The following is a 26,814-nucleotide window of genomic DNA, read 5'->3' as shown; positions in this document are numbered from 1 at the left end:
TTGTCCGCTCAAGTCATCGCGATTGACGCAATGGGCGGGGACTTTGGTCCCCGCAGCATTGTTCAGGCCAGCCTTGCTTGTCTGAATGCTACGCCCTCGCTGCACCTGACCCTTGTCGGTCAACCCTCCCTCCTGGAAGAAATGCTCAGCGGCCAATCGGCTGTGGATCGCGCGCGCCTGTCCATTACCCCGGCGTCCGAGGTCATTGCCATGGACGAAAAACCGGCCCAGGCCCTGCGCAGCAAGCCGGATGCCTCGATGCGAGTGGCCCTTGAGCTGCTGCGCGACGGCAAGGTCCAGGCCTGTGTCAGTGCGGGCAATACCGGTGCGTTGATGGCCTTGTCGCGCTATGTGCTCAAGACCTTGCCCGGTATCGATCGGCCGGCCATGGTGGCGGCGATCCCCACCCAGCGTGGTTTTTGCCAGTTGCTCGATCTGGGGGCCAATGTCGATTGCAGTGCCGAGCATTTGCTGCAATTCGCCGTGATGGGCTCGGTGGCGGCTGAAACCCTGGGTATCTCGCGCCCTCGTGTGGCGTTGCTGAACATTGGTACTGAAGACATCAAGGGCAACCAGCAGGTCAAGCTCGCGGCCACCCTGTTGCAGGGCGCTCGGGGGGTCAATTACATCGGCTTCGTCGAGGGTGATGGCCTTTATCGGGGCGAGGCGGACGTGGTGGTGTGCGACGGCTTTGTCGGCAATATCCTGCTCAAATCCAGTGAAGGTCTGGCGACCATGATCAGCGGTCGAATCGAAGCATTATTCAAACGCAGCCTGGCTTCGCGTGCGGTCGGTGCCCTGGCGTTGCCGTTGATGCGCAGGCTGCAGGCGGACCTGGCGCCGGCGCGGCATAACGGTGCGAGTTTTCTCGGGTTGCAGGGTATTGTGATCAAGAGTCATGGTTCGGCGGGCGTGCAGGGCTTTCAAAGCGCAATCAACCGGGCCGTGATCGAAATCCAGGAAAATCTGCCTCAGCGCCTCCATGGTCGCCTTGAAGATTTGTTAACTTAGGCGTTTTCGCCTGGCAGTGCTTAAATGTGACCGGTCGGTTCAAGCCGTCATCCAACTGTCAGTTTCCTAGCGCCCCCAGGGGCGTCACTTTCTGACGACAAGATCATTAGGGGCTTTGTTTTCATGTCTGCTTCCCTCGCATTCGTCTTTCCAGGACAGGGCTCGCAGTCCCTCGGCATGCTGGCCGAGCTGGGCGCGCAATACCCGCTGGTCCTCGAAACATTCAAAGAAGCTTCCGCTGCACTCGGCTATGACCTGTGGGCGCTGACCCAGCAGGGGCCGGAAGAGCAACTCAATCAAACCGACAAGACCCAGCCGGCCATCCTGACCGCCTCGATCGCGCTCTGGCGCCTGTGGCTGGCTGAAGGTGGCGCGCGCCCAGCGTTCGTTGCCGGCCATAGCCTGGGTGAATACAGTGCCCTCGTGGCCGCTGGCAGCTTGAGCCTGGGCGAGGCGGTGAAGTTGGTCGAGCGTCGTGGCCAGTTGATGCAGGAGGCCGTTCCGGCCGGGCAGGGCGGCATGGCCGCGATCCTGGGCCTGGAGGATGCCGATGTGTTGGCCGCTTGTGCCGAAGCCGCGCAAGGCGATGTGGTCAGCGCGGTGAACTTCAACTCGCCTGGCCAAGTGGTGATCGCTGGTGCAAAGGCTGCGGTCGAGCGTGCGATCGAAGGTTGCAAGGCGCGCGGCGCCAAGCGCGCGATGCCGTTGCCAGTCAGCGTGCCGTCGCACTGTGAGCTGATGCGTCCGGCGGCCGAGCGCTTTGCCGAGTCCATTGCCGCCATTGACTGGCAGGCGCCGCAGATCCCTGTGGTGCAGAACGTCAGCGCCAACGTCGCGCCAGACCTGCAGACCCTCAAGCGCGATCTGCTGGAGCAGCTCTACAAGCCGGTTCGCTGGGTCGAATCGGTGCAGACCCTGGCGGCCAAGGGCGCGACCGAGCTGGTCGAATGCGGTCCTGGCAAAGTGCTGGCCGGTCTGAACAAACGCTGCGCCGAAGGCGTGTCGACTTCCAATCTCAATACCCCAGACGCTTTCGCTGCCGCCCGTGCAGCGCAGGCCTGAAAAAGGAGAAGCTTGCATGAGTCTGCAAGGTAAAGTTGCACTGGTGACCGGTGCAAGTCGTGGCATCGGCCAGGCCATTGCCCTGGAACTGGGTCGTCAAGGCGCCATTGTCGTGGGTACCGCGACTTCTGCTTCGGGCGCCGAGCGTATTGCCGCGACCCTGAAGGAAAACGGCATCCAAGGCACTGGCCTTGAGCTGAACGTCACCAGCGACGAATCCGTTGCGGCGGTGTTGGCAAGCATTCAGGAGCAGTTCGGCGCGCCGGCGATCCTGGTCAATAATGCCGGTATCACCCGCGATAACCTGATGATGCGCATGAAAGACGACGAATGGTTCGATGTGGTCGATACCAACCTGAACAGCCTGTACCGGCTGTCCAAAGGCGTCTTGCGTGGCATGACCAAGGCTCGTTGGGGTCGAATCATCAGTATTGGTTCGGTTGTGGGTGCCATGGGCAACGCAGGCCAAGTAAACTATGCTGCGGCGAAGGCAGGTCTGGAAGGTTTCAGCCGCGCACTGGCGCGTGAAGTGGGTTCGCGCTCGATTACGGTCAACTCGGTAGCGCCGGGTTTCATCGACACCGACATGACCCGTGAACTGCCGGAAGCACAGCGCGAAGCGTTGCAAACACAAATTCCGCTGGGTCGTCTGGGGCAAGCTCAAGAAATTGCGTCCGTGGTTGCTTTCCTTGCATCGGACGGTGCGGCATACGTGACCGGGGCTACAATCCCGGTGAACGGCGGGATGTACATGAGTTGAATGTGACGGATTGCTTCAAAAAAATGTCATACGAGCTGTCTAAAATCCGTTATAAAGCTGCAATCAATTTATAGACGGTGGGCCACTGGGTTTGAGGAGCGAAGCTTTCGGTTGAAAAACCGAAAAGGTCTTCTATACACTTACCTTCCCGGCCAGCCGACTGAATTTATCCATTAGGAGTTAAAAAAGGTATGAGCGACATCGAATCGCGCGTCAAGAAAATCGTTGCCGAGCAACTGGGCGTGAAAGAGGAAGAAGTGAAGAAAGAGTCTTCCTTCGTTGAAGACCTGGGTGCCGACTCCCTTGACACCGTTGAGCTGGTGATGGCTCTGGAAGAGGAATTCGAGACCGAGATTCCTGACGAAGAAGCTGAGAAGATCACTACTGTTCAGCTCGCTATCGACTACATCAATAGCCAGCAGCACTAATTATTTTTAGTCGTCGCTAGCTGTCATGGAAAAACCGCACTGCCATCACGGCGTGCGGTTTTTTCTTTAAGCCTGATGCAAAGTCGTCATTTGAAAAAAGGAGAGTGCTGTGTCGCGTAGACGCGTCGTAGTCACCGGTATGGGTATGTTGTCGCCACTGGGCACGGATGTGCCGAGCAGTTGGCAGGGCATTCTGGCTGGCCGTAGTGGCATTGGTCTGATCGAACACACCGACCTTTCCGCCTATTCCACCCGTTTTGGCGGCTCGGTAAAGGGTTTCAATGTCGAGGAATATTTGTCGGTCAAGGAAGCCCGCAAGCTTGACCTGTTTATCCAATACGGCCTGGCAGCCGGATTCCAGGCCGTGCGCAATGCCGGGCTGGAGGTTACCGATGCCAACCGTGAGCGTATCGGCGTGGCCATGGGTTCGGGTATTGGCGGTCTGACCAACATCGAAGAAACCAGCCGCACGCTGCACGATTCGGGGCCGCGACGGATTTCTCCGTTCTTTGTGCCGGGCTCGATCATCAATATGATTTCCGGTTTCCTGTCCATTCACCTGGGTGCACAGGGACCTAACTACGCCATCGCTACGGCTTGCACCACCGGTACCCACTGTATCGGCATGGCGGCCCGCAACATCATGTACGACGAAGCCGACGTGATGATTGCCGGCGGTGCCGAGATGGCGGCTTGCGGCCTCGGCATGGGCGGCTTCGGCGCTTCCCGTGCGCTGTCGACCCGTAACGACGAACCGGCGCGTGCCAGCCGTCCATGGGACAAGGGGCGGGATGGCTTCGTGCTGTCCGACGGCGCCGGTGCGCTGGTGCTCGAGGAGCTGGAGCACGCCAAGGCGCGCGGTGCGACCATCTACGCCGAACTGATCGGCTTTGGTACCAGTGGCGATGCCTACCACATGACATCGCCACCGGCCGACGGTGCCGGTGCTGCCCGTTGCATCGCCAACGCCTTACGTGACGCGAAAATCAACGGCGAGCAGGTGCAATACATCAACGCCCATGGCACGTCGACCCCGGCCGGTGACCTGGCCGAGGCCCAGGCGATCAAGACGGTGTTCGGTGAGCACGCCTACAAGCTGGCGGTCAGTTCGACCAAGTCCATGACCGGCCACCTGTTGGGGGCCGCGGGTGCGGTGGAGGCGATCTTCAGCGTGCTGGCGATCAACAGCCAGGTTGCGCCGCCGACCATCAACCTCGATGAGCCGGATGAAGGCTGCGACCTGGATTTCGTGCCGCACACCCCCCGCGGCATGGACATCGACGTGGTGTTGTCCAACTCCTTCGGCTTCGGCGGGACCAACGGCTCGCTGGTGTTCCGTCGGTTCGCCGGTTGATGGAGAGCTGGGTCGACGGTCGGCCGGCTGACGTTCTGTCGCTGAAGGACCGCGGCCTGGCTTACGGCGATGGACTGTTTGAAACCATCGCCGTGCGCAAGGGCATCCCGGTCCTGTTGGAGCGTCATTTACAACGCCTGGAACTGGGTTGCCAACGACTGGTGCTCAAGCTCGATCGGACCGAACTGAGTGCGGAGCTGGAAGCCTACGCCCGACGCCTGGGCGATGGCGTGCTGAAATTGATCGTGACCCGCGGCGACAGCCTGCGCGGTTATGCCGCCGACCCCAGCGCCCCGGTCCGGCGCATCCTACAAGGAAACCCGCCAGCCGCCTATCCTGATGCCCATGCCGAGCAGGGTATCCGTCTGTTCCCCTGTACCACGCGCTTGTCCGAGCAGCCCTTGCTCGCGGGCCTCAAGCACCTCAATCGTCTGGAACAAGTGCTGGCCAGAGCCGAGTGGCGCGACGGGGATCACGCCGAAGGCTTGATGCTGGATATTTCCGGGCGAGTGATCGAAGGCGTATTCAGCAACTTGTTCCTGGTGCGTGATGGCGTGTTGTTCACAGCGGAGCTCAGCCGTTGTGGGGTGGCGGGGGTGATGCGCGCAGAATTATTGTTTCAGGCGGAGTCTCATGGCATCGCCACGCAAATCACGGACATCAGCCTCGAACAGCTGCACCAGGCCGACGAGGTCTTTGTCTGCAACAGTGTCTATGGCGTATGGCCAGTGCATGCATGTGGTTCGGCGCGCTGGTCGGTTGGGCCGCTCACCCGTAAACTGCAGACCCTTGCCCGCGCGCTATTGGATGTTTGAGACGTGAGACGTAAATGCTTGCTGTTGCTGGAAACCGGATTGGTTCTGGCAGGGCTGTTGTTGGGCGCTTCGGCCTGGAAGATTCATTCGGCGTTGCAACAGCCGCTGAACATTACCCAGGAAGAATTGCTGGACGTACCCAATGGAACCACGCCGACGGGAACCTTGAGGCGCCTCGAGGCCGACGGCCTGATCAAGGATGCTTTTTGGCTGCGGGTCTATTGGCGCTTCAATCTCGCCGAGCAGCCCTTGCACTCCGGTGAGTATCGGATGGTGCCCGGCATGACCATGGAAGGCCTGATTGGCCTCTGGAAACGTGGGGAAGTGGTGCAGTACAGCGTGACGCTGGTGGAGGGTTGGAATTTCCGTCAGGTACGTGCGGCGCTGGCCAAGGATGAAAAACTCCAGCAGACCCTCTCCGGCCTGAGCGACAGCCAGGCAATGGATCGGCTCGGCCATTCCGGGGTCTTTCCGGAAGGCCGGTTCTTTCCGGACACCTATCGCTTCGTGCGTGGTACGTCGGATGTCGATGTGCTGAAAAAGGCCTACGACCGGCTCGAAGGCGTGTTGGCCAAGGAATGGGAACAGCGGGCCGCCGATGTGCCTTACACCCAGCCCTATCAGGCGCTGATCATGGCGTCGCTGGTGGAAAAGGAAACCGGCGTGCCCCAGGAGCGCGAGCAGATCGCCGGCGTGTTCGTGCGACGCCTGCGCCTGGGCATGCTGCTGCAGACCGATCCCACGGTGATCTACGGTCTGGGTGAGCGCTACACTGGCAAACTCACCCGTGCGCACCTGAAGGAAGAAAACCCGTACAACACCTATATGGTCCCGGGCCTGCCACCGACCCCTATCGCCATGGTGGGCCGCGAGTCCATTCATGCCGCGTTGAACCCGGCGGCGGGCAGCAGCCTCTACTTCGTTGCACGCGGTGACGGCAGTCACGTGTTCTCCGACGACCTGGATTCGCACAACAGCGCGGTGCGTGAGTACCAATTCAAGCGCCGCGCCGATTATCGCTCCAGCCCGGCCCCGATTCCTGCTGCCTCGCCCGACACGGCCCCGGAAGCGGTGCCCCAGGAGCCGCTACAGGAATCGGCCCCGGATGCCAGCGAGCCGCCGAGCCCGCAATGACTTTGATTAAGGATCGCCCGTGACTGGCTTGTTTATAACGCTGGAAGGCCCTGAAGGCGCCGGCAAGAGCACCAACCGCGACTACCTGGCCGAACGCCTGCGCGCCGCCGGCCTTGAGGTGGTGCTGACCCGCGAGCCGGGCGGTACGCCATTGGCCGAGCGGATTCGCGAGGTGTTGCTGGCGCCCATCGAAGAAACCATGAACCCCGACACCGAGTTGCTGCTGGTGTTCGCCGCCCGGGCACAGCACCTGGCCGAGGTGATCCGTCCGGCGCTGGCCCGCGGTGCCGTGGTGCTCTGCGATCGTTTCACCGACTCGACCTATGCCTACCAAGGCGGTGGACGGGGCTTGCCGCTCGAGCGCATCGCCGCGCTGGAGAGCTTCGTCCTGGGCGACTTGCGGCCCGACCTGACCCTGGTGTTCGATCTGCCGGTGGACGTTGGCCTGGCCCGCGCCAGTGCGCGTGGCCGGCTGGACCGTTTCGAGCTGGAAGGCCAGGCCTTCTTCAATGCGGTACGCAGTGCTTTCCTGGCGCGGGCCAAGGCCGATCCGGCGCGTTACCTGCTGATCGATGCCGCCCAGCCGTTGAGCCAGGTCCAGCAGTCCCTGGACAGCCTGGTGCCGCGGTTGCTGGAGCGTGCCCGTGGCTGAAGCCTACCCCTGGCAGGACAGTCTCTGGCAGCAGATGGCCGGTCGTCCACGGCATGCCCATGCCTATCTGCTGCATGGTCCGGCGGGTATCGGCAAACGAGCGCTGGCCGAGCGATTGATGGCCAGTTTGCTGTGCCACAACCCCGGGAGCTTGAACGCCTGCGGCGAATGCAAATCCTGCCTGCTGCTCAAGGCGGGCAGTCATCCCGACAATTATGTATTGGAGCCGGAGGAGGCGGACAAGGCGATCAAGGTCGACCAGGTCCGGGACCTGGTCAGTTTCGTGGTCCAGACTTCGCAGATGGGCGGGCGCAAAGTGGTGCTGATCGAGCCGGTCGAGGCGATGAACATCAACGCCGCCAATGCCTTGCTCAAGAGTCTCGAAGAACCTTCCGGCGACACGGTGCTGTTGCTGGTCAGCCACCAGCCGAGCCGGTTGTTGCCGACCATCAAGAGCCGTTGTGTGCAACAGGCCTGTCCATTGCCGAGCGAGGCGATGAGCCTCGAGTGGCTGGCCCAGGCCTTGCCCGACTGCACTGACGAAGAGCGGGCCGAGTTGTTGACCCTCGCTGCCGGCTCGCCCCTGGCGGCGGTGAGCCTTCAGGTTCAGGGTGTGCGCGAGCAGCGGGCGTTGGTGGTGGATGGGGTGAAGAAACTGCTCAAGCAGCAGCAATCGCCCACGCAGTTGGCCGAAGCCTGGAACGCCATCCCCTTGCTGTTGCTGTTTGACTGGTTCTGCGACTGGTCGAACCTGATCCTGCGCTACCAGCTCACCGAGGATGAGGGGGGGCTTGGCCTGGCGGACATGCGCAAGGTGATCCAGTACCTGGCGCAAAAGGGCAGCCGCGACAAAATCTTGAACATCCAGGACTGGATTCTTGCCCAACGCCAGAAGGTGCTGAGCAAGGCGAACCTCAACCGCGTGCTGCTGCTCGAGGCGTTGTTGGTGCAATGGGCGAGTTTGCCTGGTCGAAACTGACAGACACTGCCTAAACTCAGCGCAATCGCAGTTTCATTGCAGCGGAGGTCTGTATGAACGAACCCGTCAGCCCCGGGCCACGCAACGGCATCCTGTCCCTGGCGATCAAGGACAAGTCCGTGCTGTACGCGGCCTACATGCCGTTCATCAAGAACGGCGGCCTGTTCATTCCCACCAACAAGAATTATCGTTTGGGCGATGAAGTGTTCATGCTGTTGAGCCTGATGGACGAGCCGGAGAAAATCCCGGTCGCCGGCAAGGTGATCTGGTTGACCCCAAAAGGCGCCCAGGGCAACCGGGCTGCCGGTGTCGGTGTGCAGTTCAACGACGGTGACAATTGCGCCCGCAATCAAATCGAAACCCACCTGGCCGGATCCCTGAAGTCCGACCGTTCCACCCATACGATGTAGCCCGGCCCTTTATGCTTGTAGATTCCCATTGCCATCTTGATCGTCTTGACCTGGCTGCCCATGGCGGCTCCCTCGATGCCGCGCTGGACGCCGCCCGCCAACGGGATGTTGGACATTTCCTGTGCATTGGCGTCAGCGCCGACAACGCAGCCGACGTCAAGGCGCTGGCCGAGCGCTATGAGGATGTCGACTGTTCGGTCGGCGTCCATCCGCTGGACGTCCAGCCCGATGCCGCACCGGCCCTGGACTGGCTGCTGCGCGAACTTGATCATCCACGGGTGGTTGCCATTGGTGAAACCGGCCTGGACTATCACTACGAGCCGGAGGCCGCCGAGGTGCAGCAGGCGTCGTTCCGACTGCACCTGGAAGCTGCACGGCAGACCGGCAAGCCGGTAATCATCCATACCCGCGGTGCGCGCGCCGACACCCTGGCGCTGCTGCGTGACGCGGCACTGCCCCAGGCCGGGGTGCTGCATTGTTTCACCGAGGACTGGGACATGGCCAAGGCAGCGCTGGACATGGGGTACTACATTTCCTTGTCCGGGATCGTCACCTTCCGCAATGCCGACGCCTTGCGCGACGTTGCCAGCAAAGTACCGGCCGATCGGCTGCTGGTGGAAACCGACTCACCGTACCTGGCACCTGTTCCCTATCGCGGCAAGTCGAACCTTCCGCAGTATGTAAGGGAAGTGGCGGAGTTCCTGGCGATGTTGCGCGGCGAGTCTTACGAGCGGTTTGCCGAGCAGACCACGAAAAACTTTAAGCAATTGTTTCCGCTGGCCCATGTCCGTGGGGATGAGGCCTGAATTGCGTGCAAAAAAAACCCGGGTTCTGGGGGGTGAATCCGGGTTAAGACCATTAGGAGTAAAACAAAGGCACGCGGTCCATTGGTACCTTTATCAGCGCGTCACTTGGGGGAGATGGCGCGCCGACAGTTCAAGTATTGATCAGTATGCGAACGCGTCCAGTCTGGCCGGGGGTGGTTTTTAAACAAATTTGGAATACGCTCGCTTCGGATAGGTTCTCATTGCCGGCAAAGCTCGCCCCAGGCTGCCCCGGCAGGAAAAAACAAAAAACCAGGTACGCTGGATATTCTGAAGAACGACCGCCATGGACGGATGATCCGTGCATTTTTGCGTAAGTTAGGCATAATACCCGGCTTCGAATTTTGACCCTTCAGACCTTTTTCTTATGCACAAAGAACCTCGTAAGGTCCGTGAGTTTCGTCGCCGCGAGCAGGAAATTCTCGACACCGCGCTCAAGCTGTTCCTCGATCAGGGTGAAGACAGTGTCACCGTCGAGATGATTGCGGATGCCGTGGGTATCGGCAAAGGCACGATCTATAAACATTTCAAATCCAAGGCAGAAATCTACCTGCGCCTGATGCTCGACTATGAGCGTGATTTGAACGAGCTGTTGCATTCGGCCGATGTGGACAAGGACAAGGAGGCCCTGTCGCGAGCCTACTTCGAGTTCCGCATGCGTGACCCGCAGCGTTACCGCTTGTTCGATCGCCTGGAAGAGAAGGTGGTCAAGGGCAACCAGGTACCGGAAATGGTCGAGGAGCTGCACAAGATCCGCGCCTCGAACTTCGAACGCCTGACACTGCTGATCAAGGGCCGCATCAGCGAAGGCAAGCTTGAAGATGTACCGCCGTATTTCCATTACTGCGCAGCCTGGGCCCTGGTGCACGGCGCGGTGGCGCTGTATCACTCGCCTTTCTGGAGCAACGTGCTGGAAGACCAGGAAGGTTTCTTCCAGTTCCTGATGGACATCGGTGTGCGCATGGGCAACAAGCGCAAGCGGGATACCGACGTTCCGAGCAGTTGAGGCATTCACCTACCTGATTGCGCCATGTCCGCTTACATGGCGTAGTGCCCCAGGAATATACTCAGGCTTGGGTCTTGCGAAAACTTGAATTCTAAGTCAAGTTTCGCGAGGCCGATTCTTCTTCGCCGGAGTGTTCCATGATCGTTGACCGTCAAGGCAGGCGTTTCCGAAATTTGCGAATCAGCCTGACTTCAGCTTGCAACTATGCCTGTACCTACTGCGTGCCGGACGGCAAGCGGCTGGTGGCTGCACAGGATGAGCTGTCGGCGGAGGCCATGGCACGGGGCGTGGCGTATCTGATCGAGGCTGCCGGTATCGAGCGCTTGCGTATCACCGGTGGCGAGCCGCTGGTCAGTCCCAAGCTAGAACGTTTCATGACGGCCGTGGGGCAGATGGGCCTGGAAGACATCAGCCTGACCACCAATGGTCAGTTGCTGGCGAAAAAACTGCCATTGCTGGTGGATGCCGGCCTGCGTCGCATCAACGTTTCCCTCGACACCCTGGATCCCGGCGCGTTTCGTAGTATTGCCCGCGGAGGCGACCTGGCGACCGTGCTCGATGGCATGGAGCAGGCGCGGGCGGCGGGCATGAAGATCAAGGTCAACATGGTGCCGCTGCGCGGGCAGAACCTGGACCAGGTGATGCCGTTGCTCGAGTACTGCCTGGAGCGTGGCTATGAACTGCGCTTCATCGAACTGATGCGCATGGGTCACCTGGCCCGCGATTCGAATGCGTTCCTGCAGCAATTTGTCAGTCTTCAGCAACTGCTTGGCCTGATTGGTGAGCAGTACGAGTATTTGCAGGCTGACGCACCGGTGGACGCCACGGCTGTGCGTTACGAAATCCCGGGACACGGGTACTTCGGCGTGATCGCCAACGAAAGTGTGCCGTTCTGCCGCACGTGCTCGCGGTTGCGTTTGTCGTCCACGGGTTGGTTGCACGGCTGCCTGTCGTCGAGTAACCGTCACTTTGTCGGCGATCTGTTGGACAAGCCCCGTCACCAGGCATTGCCAGCGCTTCAACGCTTGTTGGTCAAGGCGCTGGGGGACAAGCAGGAAGTGGCGTTCTCCGGCGGCGCAACCATCATGAAAATCATCGGCGGCTGATCCCACGCAAATCGCGGGTAAGCCTTGCTCCCACAGGTACGGCGTTTACCCTGTGGGAGCAAGGCTTGCCCGCGATTACATTGTTCCGGTCAATCCATTCTCATTGAGCTGGCGCAAAAGCTGCATCCCGAGGCCATTCGCCGGTTTTCCGACACCGGCCTCTGGAGGGTAGGATGCGTAGCCTGGTTTTGCTGCTGGCCGTTTTGGCGCTCGGTGGCTGCATGAATGTCAGCGATATGGGTGAGGGTGTTCGCTATCACATGAGCGACGCCGGGCTGCTGGACCATAGCGACAGCCGTCGTGTGAATAATCTGCGTATCCAGCCGGATTCGTTCATCTACATCGCCCAAGGAGCCTTCGCTCCGCCCGGCGGTGCCTATCCACGCCCCAACGTCGTGGCCGAAGAAGCCTTCAACGGTTTCATCGAATATTTCCCCATGGTCCGTCGCGCCCGGGTACCCGAAGGCCTCGACCAGGCCATGGGAGAAGCCCGTGCCGCGGGTGCCCATTACCTGCTGTACACCCGCTTCGCCAAGGCCGATAACCGCATCGGCAATACCGACGAATGGCAGGACGAAGAAGCCTTGGATCGTCTGGGCGTCGACACCAGCGTTATCCAAATCATGTTGATCGAGACCAGCACCCAGTATTTGATTGATACTGCACGGATCAAGAGTCGTGGCGGCCTGTTGACGCTGCACGACAAACAGCCGCAAGACCTCATCGCCACGCCATTGCGTGAGTACGCCCGCAGCCTGCTGGGGATGAGCGACGAATAGATAAGGAGTCACCATGAGTGGAGCGCAAAAAGCCAATGATTTGCTGGGGCAGATCCCCAAGACCAAAGGCCTGCCACCGGTCCACTTGTGGAACCCCGACTTCTGCGGCGACATCGACATGCGTATCGCCCGTGACGGCACCTGGTACTACCTGGGCACGCCCATCGGGCGCAAGCCGATGGTCAAGCTGTTCTCCACCATCATCCGCCGCGACGGCGATGATTATTTCCTGGTCACCCCTGTGGAAAAAGTCGGCATCAAGGTCGACGATGCGCCGTTCGTGGCCGTTACCCTGGACGTCGAGGGACAGGGGGAAGGGCAGTTGTTGCGCTTTACCACCAATGTCGAGGAGACCACCGAAGCCGGTGCCGAGCATCCGCTGCGCGTGATGATCGATCCCCAGACCCAGGAGCCTGCGCCCTATGTCCATGTGCGCAGCAATCTCGAAGCGCTGATTCATCGCAATGTGTTCTACCAACTGGTGGAGTTGGCAGTCAGCCGCGAGATCGACGGCCTGCGTTGGTTGGGAGTGTGGAGCGGCGGTGAATTTTTCCCTATAGGCCTGGAGCCGTAAGCCTGTCCCCCACAAGAGAGGCAAAATTCAAATTGACACCCAATCATATGATGATTAGCGTGAGCCTCCATCGAGACCAGCTCATGGGGTGTTCATGTCCAGCAGTTTTCACGCATCGACCGTCGATTGGCTGGGTGGCTGGATCGCCGCGGGCCAGGTCAAGCCTGGGCAGACCATCAAGGTCGAGGCGGATCTGGGCGAGCAATTGGGCGTCAGTCGCACGGTGATTCGCGAGGCGATCAAGACCCTGGTGGCCAAGGGCATGCTGGAGGTCGGGCCGAAAGTCGGTACGCGGGTGTTGCCGGTGCGGCGCTGGAACCTGTTCGATCCCCAGGTGGTTGGCTGGTTGTCGCGTAGCGGTTTGCCGGAAAACTTTGTCGATGACCTGCTGGACTTGCGCCGGACCATCGAGCCGATGGCGGTGCGCTGGGCCTGCGAGCGGGCCACGACTGAGCAAGTGCAAGCGATCCGCCTGGCTTACCATGCGTTGGAACGGGCCGTGGACAGCGGCGCCGATTACAACCGCGCCGATCAGTTTTTCCATGAGTGCGTCCTCGCCGCCAGCCATAATCAATTCATCGAGCAGATGGTCCCGGCGCTGGGGGCGCTGCTGGCGGTGTCGTTCGAGGTGTCGGCCGCCGACCCGGACGAACTGCGCCGCACCTTGCCTATCCACAAGGACATTGCCGACGCCATCGCCGCCCGTGACGTGACGCGGGGCGTGTGGGCTTGCATGACCTTGATCGACAATGCCGACCTGGTCATAAAACGCTTTTACCCCGATGTCATGGCCGGCCGAACAGACGCCGCCGGCCAGACCGGGAACGGGAGAATGCAATGAAGTGGACTGCTGTGACGGAACACCGGGCTAAATTGGGCGAAGGACCGTTCTGGGATGAGCCGACCCAGGCGCTGTATTGGGTCGATATCGCCGGCAAACAGGCTCTGCGGCTGATCGGCGCCAATGTGCAGATCTGGCAGATGCCTGAACATGTGTCCGCCTTCATCCCGACCCAGCAGGGCGATGCGCTGGTGACCTTGAGCAGCGGGGTCTACCGGTTGGACCTTGACTCGCCAGGGTTGGAACCTCGCCTGACGTTGCTGTGCATGGCCGATCCCCAACCGGGCAACCGCCCCAACGAAGCCCGTTGCGATGCGTTGGGCCAGCTTTGGCTCGGCACCATGCAGAACAACATCGGCGAGGCGGGCGAAGACTTGCCTGTCGAGCGCCGATCCGGTGGCCTGTTTCGTGTGGGCGGCGATGGTCGAGTCATGCCGCTGCTACGGGGGTTGGGTATCCCCAATACCTTGCTGTGGAGCCCCGACGGCACCACGGTGTATTTCGGTGAAAGCCTCGATGGCACGCTGTACCGCCATTTTATCTATCCGGAAGGCAACCTGGCGCCCGCCGAGGTCTGGTTCGGCCCTCATCCGCGGGGCGGGCCGGACGGCTCGGCGATGGATGCCCGGGGTTATATCTGGAACGCCCGCTGGGACGGCAGTTGCCTGCTGCGGTTGAACCCCGAGGGCCAGGTCGATCGGGTGATCGAACTGCCGGTCAGTCGCCCCACCAGTTGCGTGTTCGGTGGTGAGGACCTCAAGACGTTGTACATCACCAGTGCGGCGAGCCCGTTGGGTCATCCGCTGGACGGTGCGGTGCTGTCGATGCGGGTCGACATACCCGGTGTGGCGTGTACGCGGTTTGCGGGTTAAATCCCTAAATGTGGGATGTAAATATATATATTGAGATTATTTGGTGGTCGGGTTTATAGTCGGCTCCATCAGCAACATGCACTCACACTAAAAAAACAAGACAGGTGAAGTGATGCAGCGATCTTCCCTCGGGGCCCAGCCGCTTTCCTTGCCGCCGGTGCCCGAGCCCCCGAAAGGCGAACGACTGAAAAACAAGGTGGTCTTGCTCACCGGTGCCGCCCAAGGCATTGGCGAGGCCATCGTCGCCGCGTTCGCCTGCCAGCAGGCGCGGCTGGTGATCAGCGATATCCAGGCCGACAAGGTCGAAAGCGTCGCCGCCCATTGGCGTGAACGTGGCGCCGATGTGCAGGCGCTGGCAGTCGATGTGGCGCAGCAGCGGGACTTGCACACCATGGCCCGTCGTGCCGTCGAATTGCACGGTCGCATCGACGTGCTGGTGAACTGCGCGGGTGTCAATGTTTTCCGCGATCCGCTGGAAATGACCGAGGAGGATTGGCGCCGTTGCTTCGCCATCGACCTGGACGGCGCCTGGTACGGCTGCAAGGCGGTGTTGCCGCAAATGCTCGAGCAGGGCGTGGGCAGCATCATCAACATTGCCTCGACCCATTCATCCCACATCATTCCCGGCTGTTTCCCTTATCCGGTGGCCAAGCACGGCCTGCTCGGGCTGACCCGAGCGCTGGGCATCGAGTACGCCCCCAAGGGGATACGCGTCAACGCCATTGCGCCGGGTTATATCGAAACCCAACTGAACATCGACTACTGGAATGGTTTTGCCGATCCACAGGCCGAGCGCCAGCGTGCGCTGGATCTGCATCCGCCACGGCGCATCGGTCAGCCGATTGAAGTGGCCATGACGGCCGTGTTCCTGGCCAGCGATGAAGCGCCTTTCATCAACGCCGCTTGCATCACCCTCGATGGAGGACGCTCGGTCATGTATCACGACTGAATGTTCGCGGATTGCAGTGTGAAACTTTGCCTGCAATTCAATCATCATACGATATGACTATTTAGGCCTATGCTGTGTAGCAACTTGATTTGAACGCTCATCCTGCCCATCTCCATTGGTGGTGGAGCAGGGCCCTGGTCGTTTTGGCTTTCAATAAAAAAAACAAGGAGTCAACTATGAATCATCGTCGTGGGATCCGTTCCCTGTGCCGCGCTGCCCTGGCGGTTACCGCAGTCAGCCTCAGTTGCAGCGTGCTGGCGGCTGAAGAAGTGAAGATCGGTTTCCTGGTCAAGCAGGCCGAGGAGCCCTGGTTCCAGACCGAGTGGGCGTTTGCCGAGAAAGCGGGCAAGGACAAAGGCTTCAAGGTGATCAAAATCGCCGTGCCCGATGGCGAGAAGACCCTCTCGGCCATCGACAGCCTCGCCGCTAACGGTGCCAAGGGGTTCGTGATCTGCCCGCCGGACGTATCCCTCGGCCCAGCCATCGTCGCCAAGGCCAAGCTCAACGATATGAAAGTGATCGCCGTCGATGATCGTTTCGTCGGTTCCGATGGCAAGTTCATGGAAGACGTGCCGTACCTGGGCATGGCCGCGTTCGAAGTGGGCCAGAAGCAAGGCGCCGCCATGGCCACGGAAGCGAAAAAACGTGGCTGGGACTGGAAAGACACCTACGCGGTGATCAACACCTACAACGAACTGGACACCGGCAAGAAGCGCACCGACGGGTCGGTCGACGCCCTCAAGAAAGCCGGTTTCCCGAATGACCATATCCTTTACACCGCGCTCAAGACCCTCGACGTACCCGGCAGCATGGACGCTACCAACTCGGCCCTGGTGAAACTGCCGAGTGCTGCGAAGAACCTGATCATCGGCGGCATGAACGACAACACCGTACTGGGCGGCGTGCGCGCCACAGAAGCGGCCGGGTTCAAGGCAGCCAACGTGATCGGCATCGGCATCAACGGCACCGACGCCATTGGCGAATTGAAGAAACCGGACAGCGGCTTCTTCGGTTCGATGCTGCCAAGCCCGCACATCGAAGGCTACAAGACCGCCGAGATGATGTACGAGTGGGTCACCACCGGCAAGGAGCCGCCCAAGTACACCGCCATGGACGAGGTGACACTGATCACCCGGGAGAACTTCAAGCAAGAGCTGGAAAAGATCGGCTTGTGGAACTGACGGCCGGTTGATTCAGAAGCGGCCCTGGCAACGGGGTCGCTTGATCTCTGTAAGTTCGAGGTGGTTATGCAAGCGCAGACAGCGACACAACAGCACAACATCGGCGGCAGCTTGCGGTTCAACGGGATCGGTAAATCCTTTCCCGGTGTGCAGGCGCTGGCCAATATCAGTTTCGTTGCGCATCCGGGGCAGGTCCATGCCCTGATGGGCGAGAACGGCGCGGGCAAGTCCACGTTGTTGAAGATCCTCGGGGGCGCGTACATCCCGAGCAGTGGTGAGTTGCAGATCGGCGAGCGGACGATGGATTTCAAATCCACCGCCGACAGCATCGCCAGCGGTGTGGCGGTGATTCACCAGGAACTGCACCTGGTGCCGGAAATGACCGTCGCCGAGAACCTGTTTCTCGGCCATTTGCCGGCGCGTTTCGGCTTGGTCAACCGTGGGCTGTTGCGCCAGCAGGCGTTGACGCTGCTCAAAGGCCTGGCTGACGAAATCGATCCACTGGAAAAGGTCGGCCGCCTGTCCTTGGGCCAACGCCAACTGGTGGAGATCGCCAAGGCCTTGTCCCGTGGCGCCCATGTCATTGCTTTCGACGAGCCGACCAGCAGCCTTTCGGCCAGGGAAATCGACCGTTTGATGGCGATCATCGCCCGCCTGCGAGACGAGGGCAAAGTGGTGCTGTACGTCAGTCATCGCATGGAGGAGGTATTCCGCATCTGCAATGCGGTGACGGTGTTCAAGGACGGCCGCTATATCCGCACTTTTGAAGACATGGATGAACTGACCCACGATCAACTCGTCACCTGCATGGTCGGTCGCGATATCGAGGACATCTACGACTACCGTGCCCGCGAGCGTGGCGAAGTGGCGTTGCAGGTGGAGCGCCTGCTGGGCCCGGGCTTGCGCGAGCCGGTGAGTTTCCAGGTGCATAAAGGCGAAGTCCTGGGGTTGTTCGGGCTGGTCGGCGCCGGTCGTACCGAGTTGCTGCGCCTGCTCAGTGGCCTGGAGCGCCAGACTGACGGACGCCTGGTCCTGCACGGCGAGGAGCTGAAATTGCGTTCGCCGCGCGATGCCATCGCCGCCGGCGTGCTGCTCTGCCCGGAGGATCGCAAGAAAGAAGGCATCATGCCCCTGGCCAGCGTGGGCGAGAACATCAACATCAGCGCCCGTGGCAGACATTCCACCCTCGGCTGCCTGTTGCGCGGCGATTGGGAGCGGGGCAACGCCTACAAACAGATCAAGGCGCTGAAGGTGAAGACCCCGACGGCGGGCCAGAAAATCATGTACCTGTCCGGTGGCAATCAGCAGAAGGCGATTCTCGGTCGCTGGCTGTCGATGCCGATGAAAGTCCTGTTGCTGGATGAGCCGACCCGCGGTATCGACATCGGTGCCAAGGCCGAGATCTACCAGATCATCCACAACCTGGCGGCCGATGGCATCGCGGTGATCGTGGTGTCCAGCGACCTGATGGAAGTGATGGGCATTTCCGACCGGATCCTGGTGCTGTGTGAAGGGGCCATGCGTGGCGAGTTGCCACGCGACCAGGCCAATGAATCCAACCTGCTGCAACTGGCGCTGCCGCGCCAACGCGTTGCCGACGCGGCGAACTGAGAGGTAATCATGACCATTCAAAACAATGCACTGCCAACGGCACGCAAACCCCTGGACCTGCGCCGCTTCCTCGATGACTGGGTCATGCTGCTGGCGGCCATCGGCATCTTCGTGCTCTGCACCCTGATGATCGACAACTTCCTCTCACCGCTGAACATGCGCGGCCTGGGCCTGGCGATTTCCACCACCGGCATCGCCGCCTGCACCATGTTGTATTGCCTGGCGTCCGGGCACTTCGACTTGTCCGTGGGCTCGGTGATTGCCTGTGCCGGCGTGGTCGCGGCAGTGGTGATGCGTGACACCAACAGCGTGTTCCTGGGTATCAGCGCGGCGCTGGTGATGGGGCTGATCGTCGGCCTCATCAATGGCATCGTCATCGCCAAGCTGCGAGTCAATGCGTTGATCACCACGCTGGCAACGATGCAGATCGTCCGTGGCCTGGCCTACATCTTCGCCAACGGCAAAGCGGTGGGCGTGTCCCAGGAGTCGTTCTTCGTTTACGGCAACGGTCAACTGTTCGGTGTGCCGGTGCCAATCCTGATTACCATTGCCTGCTTCCTGTTTTTCGGCTGGCTGCTGAACTACACCACCTATGGGCGCAACACCATGGCCATCGGCGGCAACCAGGAAGCGGCGCTGCTGGCGGGGGTGAACGTCGATCGCACCAAGATCATCATCTTTGCCGTGCATGGCGTGATCGGCGCCTTGGCCGGGGTCATCCTGGCGTCGCGCATGACCTCGGGCCAACCGATGATCGGCCAGGGCTTCGAGCTGACCGTGATCTCGGCTTGCGTGCTGGGCGGGGTGTCGTTGAGCGGTGGTATCGGCATGATCCGGCATGTGATCGCGGGCGTGCTGATCCTGGCGATCATCGAAAACGCGATGAATCTGAAGAACATCGACACCTTCTACCAGTACGTCATCCGCGGTTCGATCCTGCTGCTGGCGGTGGTGATCGACCGCTTGAAACAACGCTGAACCCAACGGCAAGCGAACCGCCCGACATCGCTCGCGATGGCGGTTTCCCAGAGGTTGACGGTCATCCGGCCTTGCGCAACGTCTCCACCAGTTCCTGCTTGCGCATCTTCGAACGCCCGGGAATGTTCTTCGCCCGGGCTTCTTTCATCAGGCTGTCCACGGTCTGGGCTTCATGGGAGGCCTTGCTGCTGCGCGGATGCCCTTCACGGGTCTTGGCGGCGCGGCGGGCGGATTCCTTGCGGTCGGTTTTCTTCGCTGCTGCCGGTTTGTCCTTGCCTGAACCGCCGGAACGTTCACCGCCACCGGACTGCTTGTTGACGGTCGCCCAGGCCCGCGCCTCGGCTTCGTTCTCGGATACGCCTTTTTTCTCGTAGCTTTCTTCGATGTGTTCGGCCTTGCGCTTTTGCTTGTCGGTGTACTTGTCTTTGCTTCCACGAGGCATGGGGTATTCCTCCTCAACTGTCCGGGCCGTGGCTACTGACTGGCTGCGCCCCCTTCGGAGCCCGAGCCCCCGGTGGTGGTTTTCGAGCCCACACCGGTCTCGGCGTTATCGGGCGCTGTCGAGTCCGGCGTGTTCATTCCACCCTGACGCCCCATGTCGTTGCCCTTTACCCGCGGATCGGTGCCGGTGGCGGGAGGTTGGCCATTGTTCAGCGTACCGCCGGTGCCGTCGGTGTTCAGCTTGGGCATGCCTTGGGTGGCGGGGGAATTGGGCGCCTCCACCGGATCGGTCGGCCCGGTGCCCGAGGTGGAGGCCGCAAAGGCCGCCGAAGACAGCAGCGTGGCGAAGGTGAATGCAGTCAGCCTTGGAATGCTCATGGTGTCGCCTCCATTTTTTGAGCGCTTGTCTGGATTTGGGCTGCGCTGCGTGGAGGTTCGTGCCGCAGGCGCGACGAATGGCGCTTTGCAGGGGAAGCGGATTGAAATGTGACGAGCGCCCCGTAGCGGCTTAGTATGGCGCTTTCATTTGGCTACAAGGCCCGTTCATGTCGATCGAGATCCGTCCTGCGCAACCCAGCGATGCGCCTCAAATCCTTGCCTTCATCACCGAACTGGCCGATTACGAAAAGGCCCGCCACGAAGTCATCGCCAGTGTCGCCGACATCGAGCGCAGCCTGTTCAGCGAAGGGGCGACCGCCCACGGGCTGATCTGCCTGCGGGACGGTGTGCCCATTGGCTTCGCGGTGTTTTTCTTCAGCTATTCCACCTGGCTGGGCAGCAACTGCCTGTACCTCGAAGATTTGTACATCACCCCGGAACAGCGTGGCGGCGGGGCGGGGAAGACGCTGTTGCGCCACTTGGCGAAGATCGCCTGTGACAACGACTGCGGCCGCTTCGAATGGAGCGTGTTGGAGTGGAACACCCCGGCCATCGAGTTCTACAAATCCCTCGGTGCGCAGCCCCAGGAAGAGTGGGTGCGCTACCGAATGGACGGCAAGGTGCTACGGGATTTCGCCAGCGGCAATTGACCGGATCACGAGTGTGCGTCGGACGCGTACTCGGCGAACCCTGGTCGTTGCGCGAGCCGCTCGCAATAGGCGGCCACCGCTGGGTAGTCCGCACGCTCCATGGGCGCCTGGCGCCAGCGGTGCACGGACAAGCCAATGAGCACGTCCGCCAAGGAAAACGCCTGGCCGGCCACGTAGGCTCCGGTGCGATTCAATTGCTGCTCCAGCAATCCCATCTTCTCATTCCAGCCCTTTACGCCGGCCGCGATGCGTTGTGGGTCCTGGAAGTCCGGATTCTTGCGCACCAGCGCATGGAACGCATAACCCCATGACGGGTTGAGTTCGGTCGCCTGCCAATCCATCCACTGTTCGACCCGCGCCCGGGCGGCCGGCTCGACAGGCAGCAGATCGCTGCGCCCCTGTTTGCCCACCAGATAACGGCAAATAGTGTTCGACTCCCAGAGCACGCCGTTCTCATCGATGATCACCGGTACCTGGGCGTTGGGGTTGAGCGCCAGGAACGCCGGCTCATGGGTCGAGTTGAAACCGATGCCCCAGTCTTCCCGCTCGTAAGCGATCTCCAGTTCCTGACAGGTCCACAGCACTTTTCTGACGTTGATTGAAGAAGTACGACCGAGGATTTTCAGCAGTTGTCCCATCGCGATTTCCCTGAGTTTTTAGGAGTGAGTTCTTAGGAGTGAGTTCTGAAGCGTCCCACGGGAAACGTAGCAGGGTCGTGGGGTCAATGGCGATTGGCTTTTGGGTTATCCATCAAATCCCAATATGTGGGAGTGATATTTATATATTGAGATTTTGCTGCGCCCAGGTTTATAGTTCGCCCCACTCACTGCCCAATAATCAGAACAGGTGAAGCGGATGCAGGCGCAATTGATCGCGCTCGATTGGGGGACCACCTCTCTACGGGCTTACAAACTCGCCGCCGCAGGCGAGGTGCTTGAACAGCGCTCGCTGTCGTCGGGGATCATGCAGTTGCCATCGGCGCCGCGCGCGGTGGCGGGGCAGGTTTGTAGCGATGGTTTCGAACTGGCCTTCGACGAGGCGTGCGGCGACTGGCTTGACGCGCAGCCAGGCTTGCCGGTCATCGCCTGCGGCATGGTCGGCAGCGCCCAGGGCTGGCGCGAAGCGCCTTACTGCGACACGCCTGCCAACGTCGCCAATCTCGGACATTCCCTAAAAACCGTTCGCAGCCTTCGTGGGGTCGAGGTGCATATCGTGCCGGGCGTGATCCAGCGTTCACGCTTGCCCAACGTCATGCGCGGCGAAGAAACCCAAGTGCTTGGCGCCTTGCCCAGCCTGCCCAACGAAGCCGTACTGATCGGCCTGCCCGGCAGCCACTCGAAATGGGTGGAAGTGGCCGACGGCTGCATCGTGCATTTCGACACCTTCATGACCGGCGAGATTTTCGCCGTGCTCAGCGACCACAGCATTCTGGGGCGCACTCAACAACGTGGCGTGGCCTTCGATGGGCAAGCCTTTGATCGTGGTGTGCAGGTGGCGTTGTCGGCAGACGGCCAGGTCGGTCCGTTGTCCACGGTGTTCAGTGCCCGCAGCCTGGGCTTGACCGGCGAACTCGCTGCCAGCGCGCAAGCGGACTATCTCTCCGGCCTGTTGATCGGCCACGAACTGGCGGCGCTGGCCGCAGTGCAGCGTCATCGCCGCAACAGCGTCCACCTGCCGACGGTGGTGCTGATCGGCAACTCGCAACTCTGTGCCCGTTACCAACGGGCCCTCGACGCCTGTGGTTTCGCCCGGGTGATCCTGGCCGAACAGGCCACCGAACGTGGTTTGTGGCAACTGGCCGTGGCGGCCGGGCTGCTCGCTTGCACCGCATCGCGTTAACCGATTGGAGGTCTGACATGCTCACACAAGCCCTGGCGCACAACGGGTTGATCGCGATCCTGCGCGGCCTGCGTCCCAACGAGGCTGCGGCCATCGGCGAAGTCCTGTACAGCGCCGGATTTCGCGTCATCGAGGTGCCGCTCAATTCCCCGGAACCGTACGAAAGCATCCACATCCTGCGCAGTACTTTGCCTGCCGATTGCCTGATCGGTGCCGGTACCGTGCTGACGCCGGAACAGGTGGAGCAGGTGAAAGCGGCGGGCGGCCAGGTGATCGTCATGCCCCACAGCGACCCGAAGGTGCTGCGTGCGGCAAAAGCGGCGGGCTTGTACCTGTCGCCCGGCGTTGCCACGCCCACTGAGGCCTTTGCCGCGCTGGCCGAAGGCGCCCATGTATTGAAGATGTTTCCCGCCGAGCAAATGGGCCCGGCGGTGGTCAAGGCCTGGCTCGCGGTACTGCCGGCCGGGACCGTGCTGGTGCCGGTGGGCGGGATTACGCCGGACAACATGGCGGCGTTCGTCGAGGCCGGCGTCAAGGGCTTTGGCCTTGGCTCAGGGCTGTTCAAGCCGGGCCTGACAGCGGTTGAAGTGGCGGTGCGCGCCAAGGCCTACGTGGCCGCATGGAATGCCCTGAACTGAAGACTTTTCCGAGCGCCCCGTGCGCTGCATCTGACAAGAGAGACAACAAGATGAAAATCACCAAACTGACCACCTTCATCGTTCCGCCACGCTGGTGTTTCCTCAAGGTCGAGACCGACGAGGGCGTGACCGGTTGGGGGGAACCTGTGGTCGAAGGCCGCGCCCATACGGTGGCGGCTGCCGTCGAGGAATTGTCCGACTACCTGATCGGCAAAGACCCACGCAACATCGAAGACATCTGGACGGTGCTGTATCGCGGCGGTTTCTACCGTGGTGGCGCCGTGCACATGAGCGCCCTGGCCGGCATCGACCAGGCGCTGTGGGACATCAAGGGCAAGGCCTTGGGCGTCTCGGTCAGCGATCTGCTGGGTGGCCAGGTGCGCGACAAGATCCGTGTTTACTCGTGGATCGGCGGTGACCGGCCGGCAGACACCGCCCGTGCGGCGAAAGAAGCGGTAGGGCGAGGCTTCACGGCGGTGAAGATGAACGGCACGGAAGAACTGCAGTTCCTCGACACGTTCGAAAAAGTCGACCTGGCCCTGGCCAACGTCGCCGCCGTGCGCGATGCCGTCGGGCCGAGCGTCGGCATTGGCGTGGACTTCCACGGCCGAGTCCACAAACCGATGGCCAAGGTGCTGATGAAGGAACTTGACCCGTACAAGCTGATGTTCATCGAAGAGCCGGTGCTCAGCGAAAACTACGAAGCCCTCAAGGAATTGGCGCCGCTGACCAGCACCCCGATTGCCCTGGGCGAGCGGTTGTTCTCGCGCTGGGACTTCAAGCGCGTGCTCAGCGAAGGCTACGTGGACATCATCCAGCCGGACGCGTCCCACGCCGGCGGCATCACCGAAACCCGCAAGATCGCCAACATGGCCGAGGCCTACGACGTGGCGCTGGCGCTGCATTGTCCGCTGGGCCCCATTGCCCTCGCGGCATGCCTGCAACTGGACGCGGCCTGCTACAACGCGTTCATCCAGGAGCAGAGCCTGGGCATTCATTACAACGAGAGCAACGACCTGCTGGATTACATCAAGGACCCGCAGGTGTTCGATTACGACAAAGGTTTCGTGAAGATCCCCAACGGCCCGGGCCTGGGCATCGAGATCAACGAGGAATACGTCATCGAACGCGCGGCCATCGGCCACCGCTGGCGCAACCCGATCTGGCGCCATGCCGATGGCAGCTTTGCTGAGTGGTGAGTCCCACCTTGCAAGCCTCTCCCACAGGGGCTTGCTCCAGCTTTGCCCTATTCGACAAATATAAAAAGAGGCACCTCACATGCAAGCGCACACCCTGAGCGCGCAGGCGTCGTTGGTGACGCCCAGCCGCAAGCGTTTTTTCATCATGGTCCTGCTGTTCATCACCGTGGTGATCAACTATCTGGATCGCAGCAATCTTTCGATCGCCGCCCCCGCGCTGACCAGTGACCTGGGCATCGACCCCATTCACGTCGGGCTGATTTTCTCGGCGTTCGGCTGGACCTACGCCGCCATGCAGATCCCCGGTGGCTGGCTGGTGGACCGGGTACCGCCGCGCATTCTCTACAGCGTTGCGCTGCTGCTATGGTCGGCGGCCACAGTGATGCTCGGTTTCGCCGCCAGTTTCATCGCGCTGTTCGTGCTGCGCATGGCGGTCGGAGCCCTCGAAGCGCCGGCCTATCCGATCAACAGCCGCGTGGTCACCACCTGGTTTCCCGAGCGCGAGCGGGCCACGGCCATCGGCTTCTACACCTCCGGGCAGTTCGTCGGGTTGGCCTTCCTGACGCCGGTGTTGGCCTGGCTGCAACACGCGTTCGGTTGGCACATGGTGTTTGTCGCCACAGGCGCGGTGGGCATTGTCTGGGCGGCGATCTGGTATGCGGTGTATCGCGAGCCGCGGGATTTCAAAGGCGCCAACGCGGCTGAAATCGAATTGATCCGCGAGGGCGGCGGGCTGGTCGACATCCAGGCCGATACCGCCAAGGCCAAGGCGAAATTCAGCTGGACCGACCTCGGCATTGTCCTGACCCAACGCAAGTTGTGGGGCATTTACCTGGGGCAGTTCTGCCTCAATTCCACGCTGTGGTTTTTTCTGACGTGGTTCCCGACCTACCTGGTGAAATATCGCGGCATGGATTTCATCAAGTCCGGCCTGCTGGCGTCGTTGCCGTTCCTGGCGGCGTTTGTCGGCGTGCTGTGTTCCGGGTTCTTCTCCGACTGGTTGATCCGACGCGGCGCCACGGTGGGCTTCGCCCGCAAGCTGCCGATCATTGGCGGATTGTTGATTTCCACCTCGATCATCGGTGCCAATTTCGTCGAATCGACGCCGCTGGTCATCGCCTTCCTGGCCCTGGCGTTCTTCGGCAATGGGCTGGCGTCGATCACCTGGTCACTGGTCTCCACCCTGGCACCGGCACGGCTACTCGGATTGACCGGCGGCGTGTTCAATTTCATCGGCAACCTGGCGGCCATAGCCACGCCGATCGTCATTGGCTTCCTCGCCAGTGGCGCTTCGTTTGCACCGGCCATTACCTACATCTCGGTCCTGGCATTGGTGGGCGCGTTGTCCTACATCCTGCTGGTCGGCAAGGTCGAGCGCATCGAGTTGTAGTCCGATGGGGCGGGCGACCATAATGCCGCCCGTTCCCCGCTCACTGTTGAAGGCCGGATATGCAGCAAGACGATCCAAAAATCATCAAGGACGCCGCGCCGACGGGCACGCAGACATTGCTGCGCGGGTTGGGCGTGGTCCAGGCGGTCGCCAGCGGCGCCCGTGACTTGAAGGAAATTGCCCGGCTGATCGGCACCACCCGCAGCACCACCCATCGCCTGGCCAGTTGCCTGGTGGATGAACGTTACCTGCGGGTGGTGCCGCAAGTGGGCTACCTGCTGGGGCCGAAATTGATCGAGCTGGGCTTTCAGGCCCGGGAAGAGTTGCCACTGGTGAGCCTGGCGGGGCCGTACCTGGACGAGCTGTCGGCGCTCACCGGGGACACCGTGCACTTGGCGATTCGTGAAGGCGATGAAGTCTTGTACCTGCTGAAAAACCCAGGGCGCAACGGCCCGGAAATGCGCTCGCGTGTAGGCCATCGCATGCCGTTGGCGCGCACCGGGATCGGCAAGGCGCTGATGCTCGATGACTCGCAGGAACAATGGAAACGGCTGTATGAAATCAGCTTGCCGGCCGGTGGGAAGAATCAGTTCTGGCCCCAGCATCAGGAGCAATCCTGGGAACAGTTCCAGCAACGGATGGTGGAATACGTGGCGGGGGGCTATGCCTTCGACCTGGAAGACAACGAACCGTCGATTCGCTGCGTGGCAGCGCCGATCCGTGACGCCGGTAAACGCATTGTCGCCGGTATCAGCATCGCCAGCACCGTGCCGTATATGCCGCTGGAGAAAATGGCCGAGCTGATTCCGTTGGTCAAAGGGGTGACGGCGCGGTTGTCGGCGGAGCTTGGGGCGAAGGTCTGAGCTGAATGGCCCGCACACATTGGTTTGTGTGCTTGTTGGGATTGCAGGCAACAAGAAGGCCCCCATTGCGGGAGCCTTCCTAGCGAATCG

At 61.2% G+C, this 26,814-nt stretch carries 30 protein-coding genes; 27 read left to right on the top strand and 3 right to left on the bottom strand.

The annotated features are described in order from the left end of the window. From plsX to araH, 21 genes are all read left to right on the top strand, one after another. A complete protein-coding gene (gene plsX, locus N4Q37_RS18030; RefSeq protein ID WP_260960862.1) occupies positions 1 to 1,011 on the top strand; it encodes a phosphate acyltransferase PlsX in 1,011 nt (336 codons plus the stop codon). A gap of 123 nt (positions 1,012 to 1,134) precedes the next feature. Continuing rightward, the gene (fabD, locus tag N4Q37_RS18025; protein WP_260960861.1) at positions 1,135 to 2,073 is read left to right on the top strand and encodes an ACP S-malonyltransferase; all 939 of its coding nucleotides are present in this window, start codon (positions 1,135 to 1,137) and stop codon (positions 2,071 to 2,073) included. Between the two features lie 16 nt (positions 2,074 to 2,089). After that, a complete protein-coding gene (gene fabG, locus N4Q37_RS18020; protein WP_260960860.1) occupies positions 2,090 to 2,833 on the top strand; it encodes a 3-oxoacyl-ACP reductase FabG in 744 nt (247 codons plus the stop codon). Between the two features lie 191 nt (positions 2,834 to 3,024). Beyond that, entirely contained in the window at positions 3,025 to 3,261 is a 237-nt protein-coding gene (gene acpP, locus N4Q37_RS18015) for an acyl carrier protein (RefSeq protein ID WP_260960859.1), read from the top strand. A gap of 109 nt (positions 3,262 to 3,370) precedes the next feature. After that, complete coding sequence (gene fabF / locus N4Q37_RS18010) at positions 3,371 to 4,615, top strand: beta-ketoacyl-ACP synthase II (RefSeq protein ID WP_260960858.1); 1,245 nt, start codon at positions 3,371 to 3,373, stop codon at positions 4,613 to 4,615. Continuing rightward, entirely contained in the window at positions 4,615 to 5,430 is an 816-nt protein-coding gene (gene pabC, locus N4Q37_RS18005; RefSeq protein WP_260960857.1) for an aminodeoxychorismate lyase, read from the top strand. The genes fabF and pabC overlap by 1 nt, the downstream gene beginning before the upstream one ends. A 3-nt stretch (positions 5,431 to 5,433) precedes the next feature. Then, positions 5,434 to 6,564, top strand: a complete 1,131-nt coding sequence (gene mltG, locus N4Q37_RS18000; protein ID WP_260960856.1) for an endolytic transglycosylase MltG — start codon at positions 5,434 to 5,436, stop codon at positions 6,562 to 6,564. Between the two features lie 19 nt (positions 6,565 to 6,583). Further along, on the top strand, positions 6,584 to 7,216 hold the full coding sequence (tmk, locus tag N4Q37_RS17995; protein ID WP_260960855.1) for a dTMP kinase: 633 nt from the start codon (positions 6,584 to 6,586) through the stop codon (positions 7,214 to 7,216). After that, the gene (locus N4Q37_RS17990) at positions 7,209 to 8,195 is read left to right on the top strand and encodes a DNA polymerase III subunit delta' (RefSeq protein WP_260960854.1); all 987 of its coding nucleotides are present in this window, start codon (positions 7,209 to 7,211) and stop codon (positions 8,193 to 8,195) included. The genes tmk and N4Q37_RS17990 overlap by 8 nt, the downstream gene beginning before the upstream one ends. Before the next feature lie 53 nt (positions 8,196 to 8,248). Continuing rightward, complete coding sequence (locus N4Q37_RS17985) at positions 8,249 to 8,605, top strand: PilZ domain-containing protein (RefSeq protein WP_260960853.1); 357 nt, start codon at positions 8,249 to 8,251, stop codon at positions 8,603 to 8,605. Between the two features lie 11 nt (positions 8,606 to 8,616). After that, positions 8,617 to 9,411, top strand: a complete 795-nt coding sequence (locus tag N4Q37_RS17980; RefSeq protein ID WP_260960852.1) for a TatD family hydrolase — start codon at positions 8,617 to 8,619, stop codon at positions 9,409 to 9,411. Between the two features lie 385 nt (positions 9,412 to 9,796). Then, a complete protein-coding gene (locus tag N4Q37_RS17975; RefSeq protein ID WP_003204240.1) occupies positions 9,797 to 10,435 on the top strand; it encodes a TetR/AcrR family transcriptional regulator in 639 nt (212 codons plus the stop codon). Positions 10,436 to 10,572: 137 nt separating this feature from the next. Then, on the top strand, positions 10,573 to 11,541 hold the full coding sequence (locus N4Q37_RS17970; RefSeq protein ID WP_260960850.1) for a GTP 3',8-cyclase MoaA: 969 nt from the start codon (positions 10,573 to 10,575) through the stop codon (positions 11,539 to 11,541). Positions 11,542 to 11,714: 173 nt separating this feature from the next. After that, the gene (locus N4Q37_RS17965) at positions 11,715 to 12,320 is read left to right on the top strand and encodes a DUF4823 domain-containing protein (protein ID WP_260960848.1); all 606 of its coding nucleotides are present in this window, start codon (positions 11,715 to 11,717) and stop codon (positions 12,318 to 12,320) included. A 13-nt stretch (positions 12,321 to 12,333) separates the two neighbouring features. Then, on the top strand, positions 12,334 to 12,894 hold the full coding sequence (locus N4Q37_RS17960; RefSeq protein ID WP_260960847.1) for a DUF1285 domain-containing protein: 561 nt from the start codon (positions 12,334 to 12,336) through the stop codon (positions 12,892 to 12,894). Positions 12,895 to 12,988: 94 nt separating this feature from the next. Continuing rightward, the gene (locus N4Q37_RS17955; protein ID WP_260960846.1) at positions 12,989 to 13,735 is read left to right on the top strand and encodes a FadR/GntR family transcriptional regulator; all 747 of its coding nucleotides are present in this window, start codon (positions 12,989 to 12,991) and stop codon (positions 13,733 to 13,735) included. After that, positions 13,732 to 14,607, top strand: a complete 876-nt coding sequence (locus N4Q37_RS17950; protein WP_260960845.1) for an SMP-30/gluconolactonase/LRE family protein — start codon at positions 13,732 to 13,734, stop codon at positions 14,605 to 14,607. The genes N4Q37_RS17955 and N4Q37_RS17950 overlap by 4 nt, the downstream gene beginning before the upstream one ends. 112 nt (positions 14,608 to 14,719) lie before the next feature. Further along, positions 14,720 to 15,556 carry an SDR family oxidoreductase gene (locus N4Q37_RS17945; protein WP_260960844.1) on the top strand — a complete coding sequence of 279 codons (837 nt, stop codon included), beginning with the start codon at positions 14,720 to 14,722 and terminating at the stop codon, positions 15,554 to 15,556. 176 nt (positions 15,557 to 15,732) lie between these two features. Then, positions 15,733 to 16,737: a substrate-binding domain-containing protein gene (locus N4Q37_RS17940; RefSeq protein ID WP_260960843.1), complete on the top strand. Its 1,005-nt coding sequence runs from the start codon at positions 15,733 to 15,735 to the stop codon at positions 16,735 to 16,737. A gap of 66 nt (positions 16,738 to 16,803) precedes the next feature. Continuing rightward, positions 16,804 to 18,348 (top strand): L-arabinose ABC transporter ATP-binding protein AraG, encoded by a 1,545-nt coding sequence (araG, locus tag N4Q37_RS17935; protein ID WP_260960842.1) that lies wholly within the window; start codon positions 16,804 to 16,806, stop codon positions 18,346 to 18,348. Positions 18,349 to 18,357: 9 nt separating this feature from the next. Beyond that, on the top strand, positions 18,358 to 19,326 hold the full coding sequence (gene araH, locus N4Q37_RS17930; protein WP_260960841.1) for an L-arabinose ABC transporter permease AraH: 969 nt from the start codon (positions 18,358 to 18,360) through the stop codon (positions 19,324 to 19,326). Between the two features lie 61 nt (positions 19,327 to 19,387). On the opposite strand, the gene N4Q37_RS17925 is transcribed toward araH, so the two are convergent. Together N4Q37_RS17925 and N4Q37_RS17920 are read right to left on the bottom strand one after the other, a co-directional pair. Then, positions 19,388 to 19,768: a Rho termination factor N-terminal domain-containing protein gene (locus tag N4Q37_RS17925; protein ID WP_260960840.1), complete on the bottom strand. Its 381-nt coding sequence runs from the start codon at positions 19,766 to 19,768 to the stop codon at positions 19,388 to 19,390. Between the two features lie 32 nt (positions 19,769 to 19,800). Continuing rightward, the gene (locus tag N4Q37_RS17920) at positions 19,801 to 20,145 is read right to left on the bottom strand and encodes a hypothetical protein (protein WP_260960839.1); all 345 of its coding nucleotides are present in this window, start codon (positions 20,143 to 20,145) and stop codon (positions 19,801 to 19,803) included. Between the two features lie 167 nt (positions 20,146 to 20,312). On the opposite strand from N4Q37_RS17920, the gene N4Q37_RS17915 reads away from it, so the two are divergent. Further along, positions 20,313 to 20,795, top strand: coding sequence for a GNAT family N-acetyltransferase (locus N4Q37_RS17915; RefSeq protein WP_260960837.1), 483 nt, complete (start codon positions 20,313 to 20,315; stop codon positions 20,793 to 20,795). A gap of 5 nt (positions 20,796 to 20,800) precedes the next feature. On the opposite strand, the gene N4Q37_RS17910 is transcribed toward N4Q37_RS17915, so the two are convergent. Next, complete coding sequence (locus tag N4Q37_RS17910) at positions 20,801 to 21,433, bottom strand: glutathione S-transferase family protein (protein ID WP_260960836.1); 633 nt, start codon at positions 21,431 to 21,433, stop codon at positions 20,801 to 20,803. 217 nt (positions 21,434 to 21,650) lie between these two features. On the opposite strand from N4Q37_RS17910, the gene N4Q37_RS17905 reads away from it, so the two are divergent. The 5 genes from N4Q37_RS17905 to N4Q37_RS17885 all read left to right on the top strand — a co-directional run bounded on the left by N4Q37_RS17905 (position 21,651) and on the right by N4Q37_RS17885 (position 26,724). Further along, positions 21,651 to 22,634, top strand: coding sequence for a 2-dehydro-3-deoxygalactonokinase (locus N4Q37_RS17905; RefSeq protein ID WP_260960834.1), 984 nt, complete (start codon positions 21,651 to 21,653; stop codon positions 22,632 to 22,634). 17 nt (positions 22,635 to 22,651) lie between these two features. Continuing rightward, positions 22,652 to 23,272, top strand: coding sequence for a 2-dehydro-3-deoxy-6-phosphogalactonate aldolase (locus N4Q37_RS17900; protein ID WP_260960833.1), 621 nt, complete (start codon positions 22,652 to 22,654; stop codon positions 23,270 to 23,272). Between the two features lie 50 nt (positions 23,273 to 23,322). Further along, complete coding sequence (dgoD, locus tag N4Q37_RS17895; RefSeq protein ID WP_260960831.1) at positions 23,323 to 24,471, top strand: galactonate dehydratase; 1,149 nt, start codon at positions 23,323 to 23,325, stop codon at positions 24,469 to 24,471. A gap of 79 nt (positions 24,472 to 24,550) precedes the next feature. After that, positions 24,551 to 25,861 carry an MFS transporter gene (locus tag N4Q37_RS17890; protein WP_260960829.1) on the top strand — a complete coding sequence of 437 codons (1,311 nt, stop codon included), beginning with the start codon at positions 24,551 to 24,553 and terminating at the stop codon, positions 25,859 to 25,861. A gap of 59 nt (positions 25,862 to 25,920) precedes the next feature. Then, positions 25,921 to 26,724: an IclR family transcriptional regulator gene (locus tag N4Q37_RS17885; RefSeq protein ID WP_198797949.1), complete on the top strand. Its 804-nt coding sequence runs from the start codon at positions 25,921 to 25,923 to the stop codon at positions 26,722 to 26,724. The last annotated feature ends 90 nt before the right edge of the window (positions 26,725 to 26,814 follow it).

It is taken from the genome of Pseudomonas citri, assembly GCF_025336485.1.
Classification (GTDB): Bacteria; Pseudomonadota; Gammaproteobacteria; order Pseudomonadales; family Pseudomonadaceae; genus Aquipseudomonas; species Aquipseudomonas citri.
This window is presented reverse-complemented; position numbering and strand designations above follow the sequence as displayed.